At 64.6% G+C, this 13058-nt stretch carries 14 protein-coding genes; 9 read left to right on the top strand and 5 right to left on the bottom strand.

Annotated elements, in window-relative coordinates:
* The first annotated feature begins 436 nt into the window (after window positions 1–436).
* Both QZY03_RS25305 and QZY03_RS25300 read left to right on the top strand, forming a co-directional pair.
* Complete coding sequence (locus tag QZY03_RS25305; RefSeq protein WP_295585773.1) at window positions 437–1642, top strand: efflux RND transporter periplasmic adaptor subunit; 1206 nt, start codon at window positions 437–439, stop codon at window positions 1640–1642.
* Window positions 1639–4791: an efflux RND transporter permease subunit gene (locus QZY03_RS25300; RefSeq protein WP_295585771.1), complete on the top strand. Its 3153-nt coding sequence runs from the start codon at window positions 1639–1641 to the stop codon at window positions 4789–4791. Before QZY03_RS25305 ends, QZY03_RS25300 begins: the two co-directional genes overlap by 4 nt.
* 73 nt (window positions 4792–4864) lie before the next feature.
* Here the strand turns inward: QZY03_RS25300 and QZY03_RS25295 are convergent, their stop codons facing one another.
* Window positions 4865–5095: a hypothetical protein gene (locus QZY03_RS25295; protein WP_295585768.1), complete on the bottom strand. Its 231-nt coding sequence runs from the start codon at window positions 5093–5095 to the stop codon at window positions 4865–4867.
* A 120-nt stretch (window positions 5096–5215) separates the two neighbouring features.
* Here QZY03_RS25295 and QZY03_RS25290 point away from each other — a divergent pair, with 120 nt between their 5' ends.
* Complete coding sequence (locus QZY03_RS25290) at window positions 5216–5668, top strand: DUF29 domain-containing protein (protein ID WP_295585765.1); 453 nt, start codon at window positions 5216–5218, stop codon at window positions 5666–5668.
* A gap of 619 nt (window positions 5669–6287) precedes the next feature.
* On the opposite strand, the gene QZY03_RS25285 is transcribed toward QZY03_RS25290, so the two are convergent.
* From QZY03_RS25285 to QZY03_RS25270, 4 genes are all read right to left on the bottom strand, one after another.
* Window positions 6288–7010: a DUF3883 domain-containing protein gene (locus QZY03_RS25285; protein ID WP_295585763.1), complete on the bottom strand. Its 723-nt coding sequence runs from the start codon at window positions 7008–7010 to the stop codon at window positions 6288–6290.
* Window positions 7011–7113: 103 nt separating this feature from the next.
* Window positions 7114–7590 (bottom strand): type II toxin-antitoxin system VapC family toxin, encoded by a 477-nt coding sequence (locus tag QZY03_RS25280; protein ID WP_295585761.1) that lies wholly within the window; start codon window positions 7588–7590, stop codon window positions 7114–7116.
* Window positions 7577–7777 (bottom strand): DUF2281 domain-containing protein, encoded by a 201-nt coding sequence (locus QZY03_RS25275; protein ID WP_295585758.1) that lies wholly within the window; start codon window positions 7775–7777, stop codon window positions 7577–7579. Before QZY03_RS25275 ends, QZY03_RS25280 begins: the two co-directional genes overlap by 14 nt.
* A 105-nt stretch (window positions 7778–7882) precedes the next feature.
* On the bottom strand, window positions 7883–8017 hold the full coding sequence (locus QZY03_RS25270) for a hypothetical protein (protein ID WP_295585757.1): 135 nt from the start codon (window positions 8015–8017) through the stop codon (window positions 7883–7885).
* 228 nt (window positions 8018–8245) lie between these two features.
* On the opposite strand from QZY03_RS25270, the gene QZY03_RS25265 reads away from it, so the two are divergent.
* From QZY03_RS25265 to QZY03_RS25240, 6 genes are all read left to right on the top strand, one after another.
* Window positions 8246–8872, top strand: coding sequence for a carbonic anhydrase (locus QZY03_RS25265; protein ID WP_295585754.1), 627 nt, complete (start codon window positions 8246–8248; stop codon window positions 8870–8872).
* Window positions 8873–8997: 125 nt separating this feature from the next.
* Window positions 8998–10104, top strand: coding sequence for an L-dopachrome tautomerase-related protein (locus QZY03_RS25260; RefSeq protein ID WP_295585752.1), 1107 nt, complete (start codon window positions 8998–9000; stop codon window positions 10102–10104).
* Window positions 10105–10228: 124 nt separating this feature from the next.
* Window positions 10229–10552: a hypothetical protein gene (locus QZY03_RS25255; RefSeq protein ID WP_295585750.1), complete on the top strand. Its 324-nt coding sequence runs from the start codon at window positions 10229–10231 to the stop codon at window positions 10550–10552.
* Between the two features lie 108 nt (window positions 10553–10660).
* Window positions 10661–10942, top strand: coding sequence for a hypothetical protein (locus tag QZY03_RS25250; RefSeq protein ID WP_295585748.1), 282 nt, complete (start codon window positions 10661–10663; stop codon window positions 10940–10942).
* Window positions 10943–10974: 32 nt separating this feature from the next.
* Window positions 10975–11658 (top strand): response regulator transcription factor, encoded by a 684-nt coding sequence (locus tag QZY03_RS25245; protein WP_295585746.1) that lies wholly within the window; start codon window positions 10975–10977, stop codon window positions 11656–11658.
* Complete coding sequence (locus QZY03_RS25240) at window positions 11655–12989, top strand: ATP-binding protein (protein WP_295585744.1); 1335 nt, start codon at window positions 11655–11657, stop codon at window positions 12987–12989. Before QZY03_RS25245 ends, QZY03_RS25240 begins: the two co-directional genes overlap by 4 nt.
* Window positions 12990–13058: the final 69 nt, after the last annotated feature.

Below are 13058 nucleotides of genomic sequence, written 5' to 3'. Positions count from 1 at the left end.
GGGTTCTAAAGGTGAAGGCGAATCGCGCCGCAAGGCGGGCAACGCTCGAGTTTGCAATAGCTATCAAACTGTTATGTTATCGCCATCGGACGTGGTAACCGGCGGTAGGGGCGCGTTTCAAACCCGCCCATACACCAAGGGTCTGTCCGGATATCAGGTAGGAAGGCTATCAGTGCGCGTAACAGCTTGCGGGCGGCCGCGGCGGTGAGATACGAGGTGAGACAGGTTGGACAGCGCCCCGGGGGTGAGGGTTGGGGAGAGCCCCGAGGCGCCGATGGGCCGTGCGGTGCCGGCGGGGGATCCTGCGCCGTGTGGCCTGTCTCTGACTGTAGTTCGCCGCTCGCGGATAATATGCGTCTTCCGTCACAACAACGGTCGCACCTGCCGTCGCCCCCCGATAGAATCGCCGGGAAATTCTTCACCAAGGACGCCGATCATGCCGCATTGCCCGATCCCTTCTCGTCCCGACCATCCCGCCCTTGCCGCGCCTGTCCGGGACGCGGCGCGCGCCCTCATCCTGGTGACCATCCTCGTGTTCCTGACCGGCTGCGGCGAGGAGGCGGCGGCGCCGACTGTCGCGGGACCGCCGCCAGCCGTGGTCGTGGCCCCGGCCAAACGTGAATCGGTCGAGGAGCAGACACAGTTCGTCGGCCGGGTGGTGGCGATGGATCGGGTGGAACTGCAGGCGCGGGTGCAGGGCTTTCTGAAGGAGCGCAAGTTCACGGAGGGGCAGCAGGTCAAGGTCGGGGAGGTCCTGTTCCTGATCGAGCCGGAGCAGTACCAGGCGGTGGTGGTGCAGCGCGAGGCCGATCTCGCCAAGGCGACGGCCGACACGGAGAACGCCCGTGCCCAGTTGGCCCGCGGACGCGAGCTGCTCAAGCAGAAGAACATCGCCCAGTCGGAGGTGGATAAGCTCCAGGCGGCGGAGTCCATCGCCCAGGCCGGCATCGCCCAGGCGCGGGCCGCCCTGGATGCGGCCAAGCTGGACCTCAGCTACACCCAGATCATCGCGCCGATCGCCGGGCGCATCGGCCTGTCAAAATACACCGTGGGCAATCTGGTTGGCCCGACCAGCGGCACCCTGGCCACCATCGTGAGTCGTGACCCCATCGACGTGCAGTTCCCGGTCACCCAGCGCGACCTGCTGGAGGCGCGTCAGGACATCGAGGCGCAGGGCGGGGACCCCGGCAAGGTGGTGGTGCTGGCGCGCTTGTCGGACGATTCTATGTACGGCCATCGCGGTAAGCTCGATTTCATCGACGTGACGACCGACCGCGGCACCGACACCGTGACCGTGCGGGCGCGCTTTCCGAATCCGGAGGGCTATCTGGTGGACGGTCAGTATGTCGGTGTCCTGGTGCAGGACGCGACCCCGACCATGGAGATCCTGGTGCCCCAGGCGGCGCTGCAGATCGACCAGCAGGGGACTTCGGTCCTGATTGTCAGCGCCGAGCACAAGGTGGAGGTCAGACGTATCCAGACCGGTCCCACGGTGGGTGCGAACGTGACGGTGCGCAGCGGACTCACCGAAGGTGATCTGGTGATCACCGAGGGCATCCAGAAGGTTCGGCCCGGCATGGTGGTGAGCGCCGTGCCGGCGGCCGGTGTCGAAGCGCAGGCCAAGGGAGCGGCGGTGCCATGATTTCAGACGTTTTCATCGACCGGCCGCGGTTGTCGATCGTCATCTCGATCGTCATCTTTCTCGCCGGGATCATCGCCATCGGCGCCATCCCGGTTGCCCAGCTTCCGGACATCGTGCCGCCCCAGGTCGCGGTGAGCGGTTCCTATCCCGGTGCCAGTGCGAGCGTGGTGGAGTCGACCGTCGCCCAGCCGGTGGAGGCCAAGGTCAACGGCGTCGACAACATGCTCTACATGAAGTCGACCAGCGGCAACGACGGGAGCTATTCGCTCAACATCACCTTCGCCCTGGGAACCGATCCCGATCTGAACACGGTCAATGTGCAGAACCGGGTCAGTCTCGCCACGCCCCAACTCCCGGAGGAGATCAAACGCCAGGGGCTCACGGTGCAGAAGCAATCGTCCGCCATGCTCCAGGTGATCGCCCTGAGCTCACCGACCGGAGTCTATGACGGGCTCTTTCTGAGCAACTACGCGAGCATCAACGTCATCGATACCCTGGCGCGGGTGCCGGGGGTGGGGAGCGTGTCCCAGTTTGGTCCGCTCGATTACAGCATGCGCATCTGGCTGTCCTCCGATCGCCTGACCGCGCTCGGGCTGACCCCGTCCGACGTGATGGCCGCCATCCAGAGCCAGAATATCCAGGCCGCGGTGGGGCGCATCGGTGCTCAGCCGATGAGTACGGATGCGCAGTTTCAGATCACCCTCCAGACTAAGGGGCGCCTGTCTGACGTCGCCGAATTCGAGCGCATCGTGGTGCGCGCCAATCCGGACGGTTCCACCGTGCGGGTCAAGGACGTGGGACGGGTCGAGCTGGGTTCGCGCCAGTCCGATTCGATCAGTCGGCTGAACGGCCGCGACACGGCCGGTATCGCCATCTATCTGGCGCCCGGAGCCAACGCGGTCAAGGTGGCGGATGGCGTCTCGGCGGCTATGGAGCGGCTGGCCACCCGCTTTCCGGACGGTTTGACCTATAGCGTCGTCTATGACACCACGGAGTTCGTCACGGCGAGTCTGGAGAAGGTAGTTCACACCCTGATCGAGGCCTTCGTGCTGGTCATCATCGTGGTCTTTCTGTTCCTCGGCAGTTGGCGCGCCACCATCATTCCACTGGTCGCCGTGCCGGTTGCCCTGGTGGGCACCTTCGCCTTTCTGTTGCTGATCGGCTTCTCGGCCAATACGGTCTCGCTGCTCGCCGTGGTGCTTGCCATCGGGATCGTGGTGGACGACGCCATCGTGGTGGTGGAGAACGTCGAGCGGATCATGGAGGAGGAGCACCTGCCGCCGCGCGAGGCAGCCAAGAAAGCGATGGCGCAGATCACCGGGCCTATCCTGGCCATCACACTGGTCTTGCTCTCGGTGTTTCTGCCGGTCGCGTTCATCCCTGGAATCACCGGTCAGTTGTTCCAGCAGTTCGCGGCCGTGGTCGCCTTCTCCATGCTGATCTCGGCGGTCAATGCACTCACCCTGTCGCCGGCCCTGTGTGCGGTGCTCCTGAAACCCAGCCATGAACGGCGCGGCATCATGGGCCGGGTGATGAACGGCATCGACTGGGTGCGCGACGGCTATGCCGGCATCGTCGCCCGGCTGGTGCGGGTCGCGATGGTCGTGGTGGTGCTGATTATCGGCATCGGGCTGGCGACCGGTGCGCTGTTCAAGGCCACGCCGACCGGGTTCCTGCCGTCGGAGGATCAGGGCGCCTTCATGGCTGAAATCCAACTGCCGCAGGGGGCCTCGCTCAATCGAACCCTGGAGGTGGTGAAGCAGGTGGAGACCATTTTTTCCGCCGACCCGGCGATGGCCTCCGTCCTCACCATTCCCGGCTTCAGCCTGATGGACGGGGTGGTGCAATCCAACAGTGCCGCCGTCATCGGTCGGCTCAAACCCTTCTCGGAGCGCACCACCCCGGATCTCAAAGTCGACGCGGTCATCAACCGGATGCGCGCCCAGACCGCCGGGATTGCCAGCGCCATGATCATCCCCTTCAACCTGCCCCCCATCATCGGCCTGGGCACGGGCAGCGGTTTCGAATACCAACTCGAGGACCTGCAGGGCCGCACCCCGGAGGAGTTGGCCGGGGTCATGCGCGCCCTGGTGGTGGCCGGCAATGAGGATCCGGCGCTGGAATCGGTGTTCTCCACCTGGGCGACCAACAACCCCCAGGTCTTCCTCGACATCGACCGCGAAAAGGCCCAGACCCTGGGCGTGCAGATCAGTGACATCTTCACCGCGCTCCAGGCCACGCTGGGCGGCTATTACGTCAACGACTTCAATAAATTCGGCCGGGTCTGGCAGGTCAATATCCAGGGCGAAATGGGGGACCGCCAGCGGTTCGATGATGTCTATCGCATCCATGTGCGCAACAGCAAGGGCGACATGGTACCGATCCGCGCCCTGATGGCGCCCAAGCTGATCCTGGGTCCCCAGTTGATTCAGCGCTACAACAATTATCGCAGCGTCACTATTAGCGGTAGTCCGGCCCCCGGGCGCAGTTCCGGTGAGGCGCTCAGCGCCATGGAAGCGGTCTCGGCGCGGGTCTTGCCGGCCGGATTCGGCTTCGAATGGACCGGTACCGCCCTGCAGGAACGCGAAGCCGGCGGGAAGACCACGGTCGTCCTCGGGCTGGCCGTGTTGTTCGCCTATCTGTTCCTGGTCGGGCTCTATGAGTCCTGGTCCATGCCCGCGGCGGTGCTGCTCTCGGTCACGATCGGCGTACTGGGCGCCATGATCGCGCTCTGGGTCACGGGGTTGCCCAACGATCTCTATGCGCAGGTCGGCCTGGTGGTGTTGATCGGACTGGCGAGCAAGAACGCCATTCTGATCGTGGAGTTCGCCATGGTGCAGCGCCGCCACGGCAAGTCGATCCTGGAGGCCGCCTCCACCGCCGCCCATATGCGAATCCGCGCCGTGCTGATGACCAGCTTCGCCTTCATCCTCGGCCTGATCCCGCTGGTGCTCGCCAGCGGGGCCGGCGAGGCGAGTCAGCGCGCGGTCGGTACCGCCGTGTTCGGCGGTATGTTGGCGGCCTCCATGCTCGGTGTCTTCCTGATCCCCATGCTCTATGTCGTGTTCCAGCGGTTCCGGGAACTGGTGCATGGCCGGCCCGCCGCGCCGACAGCCCCGGGCGAGGACGTGCCGGCGCAAGCCGGGTGACGTCTTGACCTGACATATCCCGGATGACGGCCTTGGGCATCGTTTCAGCCGGCCGGAATTGAGCTGCTGAGGCCTATCCGCCGGGCTCCCGCGGTCGGCTTACCAACTGCTGGAGCCGGGCGAGTGCCTGCTCCGCTTCCTGCGCGCGTCGCTCAGCCTGACGCTGGGCTTCTTGCGCGGCGGCGGCGCGCTGTTCGGCAAGCTGTCGCGTTTGCTCGGCGCTGTCGGCTCGCTTGGATTCAGCGTCAGCCCGGCGTGATTCGGCGGCGGCACGCTGTTCGGCCTCCCGCCAGCCGGGCAGCACGATGCCGATCGTCTTGCCCGATGCCCGGCGGTACGTCTATGATCGAGACGCGGCCCGTTGCTTCAGGTAGGCCGCGTTGCCGTTCCGTGCCCCGGTTGCTTTGCCCGAGTCTTATACCTCATGCACGCCACGTCCGATCTTTACCACCAAGACTATCACGCCTGGATTGCCGGCCAGGCCGCGCTCCTGCGTCAGGGGCGCACGCACGAGATCGACCCGGAATTGCTCGCCGAAGAACTCGAAGCCATGGGTCGTCGTGAACGCAACGAGCTCGTCAGTCGTCTGATTATCCTGATCGCCCATCTGCTGAAGTGGCAGTACCAGCCCGAGCATCGCACCTCCAGCCGGCGCGGCTCCATCGTTGAACAGCGGGTTCAGGTGAGTCGGGAGCTGCGCCTCAACCCAAGCCTCAAGGCGTTTCTTGCTGATGCAATCAACGAGTCCTATCCGGACGCACGCCATATTGCGAGCCAGGAGACCGGCATCCGCGCCGCCGGGTTTCCCACGGACTGTCCCTACCGTGCCGGCGACATCCTCAGTGAGAGCTATTGGCCCAGCGACTCGCGGGGGTGACAGCCGAGGTCCGGCTCGGCGGGAGACGGCCCTGCAAATGGCGCAGAGTTTGCTGATGGTGGGCTAGTAGACCATTCCGCCTTAATTTGCTAACTAAAACTATAAAAAGCGATTTATAATTAGTGAGTTGTTATATTTTTTGCCTGCAATATTAGGTGGAACGAGGTACTAGCACTTGGGCCGTATGCTAGGCTCTAATTTGATGCTCGTGCACGTGTCTCCGAAGCGCATCGTAACGAGGTATCTCCCGTTGGCCTTGGTCATCGTTCCGGCCACTGGAGGTCGAGGCTTTGGCCGGTCCGGCGTGCAGGCACCACTGATTTTCTTCAAGATCTCTGGACTCGCCACCGGCTAAAGCCTTGACCTCCAGTTGCGGCCAGGCCGTCGCTAGCCGGAACGATGATCAAGGCCCTCCCGTTCTTCGAAATACCAAAAAGCAAGAACCTCATCGGAGTGCTACGATACGAGACCTAAACCCATCCTCACTGCGTGACCTCACCCCATCCTCCGCACAGAGTTCGATGTCCGCAGGGCGATCCGCTCTACGCGAGCAGGCTGTCTATTCTCCTTTACGCATGGTTAATCGGCCTCCGGAATCGGCGGGAGCTTGTAGCGATATTCAGTGGGTGTCAAGTGCTGCTCTTGGGGGATCCAACCACCTGCACGGCGACAGCGACCGCCCGCTGCTTTGTAATGTTCCGGGCCGTTTGCCGCCAAAGAAATATTTTCGACCAGGATAAAGATCCGATACCCACCTCGGATCGCGTGCGTCCTTGACTTCGTTTGCGGTTAATATGACCTCTTGCATCGAAGACCGGGAGCCTTTCACCTCGACATGAAGTATTTCGGCTGATCTTTGGCAGAGAAGATCGAAAGGTTTGCCGAGTTCAGTGACCAGATAGCCTTGTCGTTCGTAATATTCCCGTGCTCGCTGCACGGCATGGGTTTCGATTACTTTTCTGGCCGCTGGGTCGTCGTCGTACCCCGCGCCGGAGGGCGCTCTGTTCTCGGGCGCCAGGTTGTCGACGTCGAGCGGAGCAACAGGCTCTTCGGTCTCTCGTAATTCAACAGAGTCTCTCGGAGGAATATGTGCCAAAACGGAAGGATGAGCACCTTGCGCGATACGCAGCAACAGGTTTTCGAGCCGAGCAGAACTCTCCAGATTAGCCAGTATGCGACCGTTTCCCGGAGTGCCGACTGTGTCCTTGCATCGAATCGTTGCCGCCGGTGGAAACGATTTGTTTGCCAGGCGCAACAAGAAAACAGGAAGAGTCAGCTTTTCCTTACCTACGTCGGCCTTTTTACCCCATTTGCCATTAGGCCGAAACTCGAACCCGCGCACTCCGGTATTGTATTCGGCGTTGAATGCGTTCGCGGCTGCGGCCTCCGTCCGGCAAGGGGCTGAATCGCTGGAGCCCTTCCCCAGCCCTCACCGTCTTGCGGCCTTAATGGGTGGGCAGTTGCAACACCGATGGCGGACCGGCGATGACGATGCCGTCCGGCGAAAAAATCCGCCAGTCCTCGATATCGTAGGTGAAGACCCGGTACACACTGCAGACCAACGCGGTCGCCGCATGACGTGCGTCGTGGATTCGGCGGGCGGTGAGCCCGTGCCGCGCAGCCAATTCAAGCATCCTTAGTCCGGCGGGAAGTGCCGTGTCCAGAATCACGATAGCAGAAGGCGAGGAGGCGAGAGCACGCACCGCCGTTGCGGCTTCCTGGGGCAACTGTGGGGGAAGGGCGCCAACCCAGGTCAGCGCCGCATAGACCTCAGCCAGCACCCCCACGGATGTGCATGCGTTGAGCCGACCCTCACGGGCTGCCTCGACGATACCGCGTGCCTCGGTGTGCCGCGGATCGCCGGCCAGCAGGGCGCCGATGAACATCCCGGCATCCAGAAAGACTCGGTCAGCGCGGCTCATAGATGGCGTCCTTCCAGCCGGTCGGAACGCGACCGGACAAGACGGGAAGCGGGTCCAGTTGCACGGGGTCAAAGTGACCCCGATGCGGTGCTCGATACCGTAGGAAGGTCGCGAAATCCACTACCTCCGCCTGCAGCTCCGGTGGGAGCTGGTGCAGGGTTTCCAATAGTTGCTCTTCGATGGTCATTGCCTTAGCCCCTAATTTTTTCCGTGACGATTGTTAATGAGCCTTACGCATCGCAAGCCGACACGTGGTTGGTGCCGACTGAGATAGTGCCACGTCGCTTGACCCTCAGTCCATCCCGACACTCGCCTCGATCCGGAAGAAGTCCTCGGCGCGCCGCTTGGCCTCGCTGCGGTTCTTGATACGCGCCTCTGGGGTCAAGTCGAAGTCGATTTTCGCGGCCTGGACGGCGCGGCAGGTCATTCGTTCCACTGCGGCCAGGCGCAGGTCGACCGGCGGACGACTTTCCAGTCATCGAGTCGACGCCGTAAGATATGGAACGAGAGCATGGTGTTCCGAGATCCGGCATTTGCCCGGGAACGTATCTCTACCAACCCGAGGCAGATTGTCGCAGGGCGACGCCCGGTAATCGCTGCGAAATGTAAATGATGTGTGTCCACCCTGAGGAGCCGATACCTTGGTGAATCCCCCATGATCCCAGCCACCGTTGCACTCGACCGTCTGCGCGAGGGGAACGCCCGTTTCGCGGCCAGTATTCGCAGCCAGGAGAGTCTTGCCACGCAGACGCGCCGGCTCGAATTGACCGCGGGTCAGCGGCCGTTCGCCATCATTCTGGGGTGTTCGGACTCGCGGGTGCCGGCCGAGCTTGTCTTTGATCAGGGGCTGGGCGACCTGTTCGTGATCCGGGTGGCCGGCAATATTGTCGCGTCGTCGCAGGTGGGCAGCGTGGAGTTCGCAGCGTCACGCTACGGGACGCGATTGGTCGTGGTGCTGGGTCATACGCAGTGCGGGGCGATTCTGGCGACGCTGGAGGAGCTGCAGCAGCCCACCGCGGGTCAGTCGCCGAATCTGCGCGCCATTGTCGACCGCCTGCGTCCGTCGGTGGCGGGATTGTTGGAGACCGAGTTGCGGCATCACCCGGACGCCCTGGTGCGTCAGGCGGTGCGGGCGAACATTCGTGCCTCGGCCGACCATCTGCGGCACGGTTCGCCGATCCTGGAGCGCCTGTGCGAGGAAGAGGGGTTGGTCATCCTCGGGGCGGAGTATTCGCTGGAAACGGGGCTGGTCGATTTCTTCGACGGGGTGTCGGGCGGTTAGCCGATCGGAGTCGAGATCTTGATCAGCGTCGGGATTCCCATTTGAAATGTTGCTTGGCAGACCCCATTCCCCGCGCCGAACCTTTCACCCGGTGTAAGCCGATTGAGAATCGACCCGGAGTCCTGATGCGCCCACTATTCGCCGCCTTGCTGTTTGTTTTCCCACTGATTCAGCCGCTCCCGGCCGGGGCGGATGAGCAACAACTTCCAGGTTCGATCGAGGTGGTGGCGGAACTGCCGATCAACCCCGGCAACCTGGCGGTGACTGCCGACGGGCGGGTTTTCGCCACGGTGCATCAGTTTCGCCGGGCCGACGCCCAACTGATCGAGATCACGGGGCCGGCAAGCTACCGGCCCTGGCCCGACACGGCCTGGAACGGGGCCTTCGGCTCGGGTCCGGAGGTGCTCAACAGCGCGCTCGGCATCCGGGTCGATCGCCAGGGGCGCCTATGGGTGCTCGACAATGGACTAGGCGATCCGCCGCTGATGCCGCACCAGACGCCCAAACTGCTGGCCTTTGCGCTCGCCGGCGGCAAGCCGGTCTTTCGCTATGATTTTCCGCCGGAGACCGGGCCGGCGGGAAGTTTTCTTAACGACCTGGCGGTGGATGACGCGCGAGGCTTCGTGTACATCGCAGACGTGGGCGGCAGTCAGGCGCCCGCGCTGGTGGTCCTGGATCTCAATCAACGACGTTCACGGCGCTTTACCGCTTCGCCGGCATTGCAGGCGGAAGACGTGGACCTGGTGGTCGAGGGCCGGGTGATCGGACCGCGGGGGGATGACGGGAAGGTCAAGCCGGCCCGGATCGCGCTGAATCCCATCACCTTATCCACTGACGGTGAGACGCTTTTTTTCGGGGCGATGAATGGTGAAACCTGGTACCAGGTCCCGGCCCGGTTGCTGCGGGAGGGGGCGAAGGATGCGGTGATCGCCGCGGCGATCACCAAGGCTGGCCCCAAGCCGGTCTCGGACGGGGCCGCGACCGATACCGCGGGTCATCACTATTTCACTGACCTGGGGAACAACGCCATCACCGTGCTGGGTCCGGACGGTCGCCTGGATGCCTTGGTGCAGGATGATCGGCTGCTGTGGCCGGATGCGCTGAGCTTTGGCGAACCCGGCTGGCTTTACATTGCCGTCAACCAGTTGCATCGCGCGCCCTTCCTCAACGGCGGGGTCGAGGGTGCGGTGCCGCCGTTCCGGATCATGCGCGTCTATTTCGGGCAGGATTAGGGTTCTGGCTCGTTTCCAAGAGCGCAGTCAGCACCGGTTCAGTCTGCGTTCAGGAACCCCGGCCTAAGATGGCGCTCAAGGGTCGAGGCACGGGGCCTTGGCCGACCTGAAGAGCGAAGCAACCATGACGAAGAAACACACGGGGTTCAAGATTGCGCTGGCGGTCGCGTTGGCCGTGGCGCTCGGGGTGCCGGGGCTGGCGGCGGCGCGTGGGGGCGATGACTGGGGTGACGGGCACCGGCGCGATTGGGATCGGGATCGTGGGGAACGGATCTGGCACGACCGCAAACCGCGGCATCATCATCACGATCGTCCGAAGTACCGATACGACGACCGGCGTCCGGTGGTCATCCGCCAGCCGGTTTACGTGGAGCGTCCCGCACCGGTGATGGTGCCCGGCTTTGGCTTGGGGAATGGTGTGACCGTGATCTTGCGCCGTAACTGGTAATACCGGCCCTGGTCAGGTTGGCTGGCGGCCTGTCGACGCGGGCCGCGGTACGGCGGAGGCTATGCTACATTCCCGGTCATCCGGCCGATACCGACACTCGACCTTCCCATGCAGCCCACTCCCATCCTGTTCGTCGTCCTCTCCCTGACGGTCCTGGCCGGGCCGGTCGGCGTCTGCGCGGCCCCGCCGGTGGCGGCGGTCGTGGATCCGCTCCTGCTGGTCGGCCGGGGCGGCGGCGCCTCCTCAGCGGCCGAGGCGGCCGAGGCGGCGCGGCGTCAGACGGGCGGCAAGGTGCTCTCGGTCCGTGAAACCAGCGGCGGCTATCAGGTCAAGGTCCTCACTCCGTCGGGTGAGGTTCGGATGGTTTTCATCGCCGGTTCCGGGGGCTGAGCCCCGCTGGTGTCCACTGCCGCGAGAACCCGATGCGTATCCTGGTGATCGAGGACGAGGCGGCGTTGCGCACGCAGTTGACCGACCGGCTGGTCCGCGAGGGTTTTCGGGTGGACGACAGCGGGAACGGCGACGAGGGGCTCTATCTGGCGACCGAGTACCCGTTCGATGCGGCGGTGGTGGACCTGGGCCTGCCGGGGATGCCTGGAATCGAGATCATCCGCCGCCTGCGCGCGGCCGGCAACCGCCTCCCGGTGCTGGTGCTCACCGCCCGCGGCCGCTGGCAGGACAAGGTCGAGGGATTGGAGGCCGGGGCGGATGACTATCTGGCCAAACCGTTCGAGATGGAGGAGTTGCTGGCCCGGCTGCGCGCCCTGCTGCGCCGTGCCGCGGGTGCGGCGACCGCTGCGTTGATCGCCGGTCCGGTGCGTCTGGACCGCGCCGGGCAGCGGGTGACGGTGGACGGCCGGCCGGTGGATCTGACCGACTTCGAATTCCGCCTCCTGGAGCGGCTGATGACCGAACGCGGACGGGTGCTGTCTAAGCGCGAGTTGGCGGACTACCTCTATCCCCACGACGAGGACCGGGACAGCAATGTGTTGGAAGTGCTGCTCGGGCGCTTGCGGCGCAAGTTGGATCCGGACGGCAGCCTGGCGCCGATCGAGACCTTGCGAGGCCGGGGTTATCGTTTCGTCCTGGGGAATGACCCGGTGTGAGCTCGCTGCAGACGCGGGTCACGGCGGTTGCCGCCCTGGTGCTGGTGGTGTTCATGGTGCTCGCCAGTCTGGCCCTGGAGCGCGCCTTTCAGGCCAGTGCCCGCTCGGCGCGCGAGGAGCGTCTGCTGGGGCAGGTCTACCTGCTGATGGCGGCGGCGGATGCTGACGACAACGGCTTGACCCTGCCCCGCGAGTTGGCCGAGGCCCGCTTCAGTCTGCCTGATTCGGGGCTCTATGGGCAGGTGAGTGACGGCGCGGGCCGGGCGGTATGGCGTTCGGTCTCGGCCATTGATCAGCGCATCCCCTTCGCGATCGGTCTGGCGCCGGGCGAACGCCGCTTTCACGAAGCGCGCGACGGGGTCGGCAACGCTTATTTTGTAGAGGGTTACGGGGTCCTCTGGACGATCGGCCCGGCCCCTCGCGCCTACACCTTCAGCGTGGCCGAGGACCTGACCGAGTACCGGCGTGAACTGGCCGGATTTCGCGGCAGCCTGACCGGCTGGCTGGGGGTCATGTCGATCATTCTGCTCGCTGCCCTGCTGCTGGCGTTGCGCTGGGGGCTAGCGCCGCTGCGGCGGGTGGCGAACGAGGTCGCCGCGTGCGAGGCCGGGGCGCAGGACCGCCTGCATGGTGTCTATCCGCGGGAACTCCGCGCACTCACCGACAATCTCAATGCATTGTTGGCTCACGAGTCGGCCCGCCAGACTCGGCTGGGAAATGCCTTGGCCGACTTGGCGCATAGCCTGAAGACCCCGTTGGCGGTGCTGCGTGGGGCGCTGGGCGAGACGTCGTTGCAGCCCGCGCTGGCCGCGCGGCTCGCGGAGCAGATTCACCGGATGGACGCGATCGTCGCCTATCAGTTGGAGCGCGCCCGCGCGCGATCCCTGACCGCGCTGGCCGCGCCGGTGCCGGTCGCGCAGATCGTGGGGCGGCTGATTGCCACGTTGACCAAGCTGCACGCCGGACGCGCCGTCGCCGCCACCCTGGACCTGGAGCCTGGGCTCGTCTTTCGCGGGGTCGAGGGCGACCTGCTGGAGGTGCTCGGCAACCTGCTCGACAATGCCTATAAGTGGTGCCGGGCTCAGGTTGAAGTTGGCGGTCGGCGGGAGGGAGGGATGCTGGTGCTGTGGGTCAGGGACGACGGCCCCGGCATTCCGCCGGATCAGGTGCGCGCGGTGATCGAGCGCGGCGCGCGCGCGGATGTGTCCACCCCCGGGCACGGCATCGGATTGGCCGTGGTTCACGAGATCTGTCGTGCCTATGGGGGTGATCTCGTGCTCACCGACGGCGCTGTCGGTGGTACCTTGGTACGGGTCCGGTTAGCGGCTTGATGGGACCGTAACGGGTTCGTCACTGTCGGGAACCTTCCATCAACGCCGTTGCCTCCCTGCAATTGCAGA

It is taken from the genome of uncultured Lamprocystis sp. (assembly GCF_903933125.1).
In the GTDB taxonomy this organism is placed as follows: domain Bacteria; phylum Pseudomonadota; class Gammaproteobacteria; order Chromatiales; family Chromatiaceae; genus Thiodictyon.
The sequence above is the reverse complement of the archived record's forward strand: the minus strand, read 5'-3'. Positions and strand labels throughout refer to the sequence as shown.

Coding starts and splice junctions, on each gene's coding strand:
- QZY03_RS25305 (WP_295585773.1), top strand. CDS start 437: ATGCCGCATTGCCCGATCCCTTCTCGTCCCGACCATCCCGCCCTTGCC.
- QZY03_RS25300 (WP_295585771.1), top strand. CDS start 1,639: ATGATTTCAGACGTTTTCATCGACCGGCCGCGGTTGTCGATCGTCATC.
- QZY03_RS25290 (WP_295585765.1), top strand. CDS start 5,216: ATGCACGCCACGTCCGATCTTTACCACCAAGACTATCACGCCTGGATT.
- QZY03_RS25280 (WP_295585761.1), bottom strand. CDS start 7,590: ATGAGCCGCGCTGACCGAGTCTTTCTGGATGCCGGGATGTTCATCGGC.
- QZY03_RS25275 (WP_295585758.1), bottom strand. CDS start 7,777: ATGACCATCGAAGAGCAACTATTGGAAACCCTGCACCAGCTCCCACCG.
- QZY03_RS25270 (WP_295585757.1), bottom strand. CDS start 8,017: ATGACCTGCCGCGCCGTCCAGGCCGCGAAAATCGACTTCGACTTGACC.
- QZY03_RS25265 (WP_295585754.1), top strand. CDS start 8,246: ATGATCCCAGCCACCGTTGCACTCGACCGTCTGCGCGAGGGGAACGCC.
- QZY03_RS25260 (WP_295585752.1), top strand. CDS start 8,998: ATGCGCCCACTATTCGCCGCCTTGCTGTTTGTTTTCCCACTGATTCAG.
- QZY03_RS25255 (WP_295585750.1), top strand. CDS start 10,229: ATGACGAAGAAACACACGGGGTTCAAGATTGCGCTGGCGGTCGCGTTG.
- QZY03_RS25250 (WP_295585748.1), top strand. CDS start 10,661: ATGCAGCCCACTCCCATCCTGTTCGTCGTCCTCTCCCTGACGGTCCTG.
- QZY03_RS25245 (WP_295585746.1), top strand. CDS start 10,975: ATGCGTATCCTGGTGATCGAGGACGAGGCGGCGTTGCGCACGCAGTTG.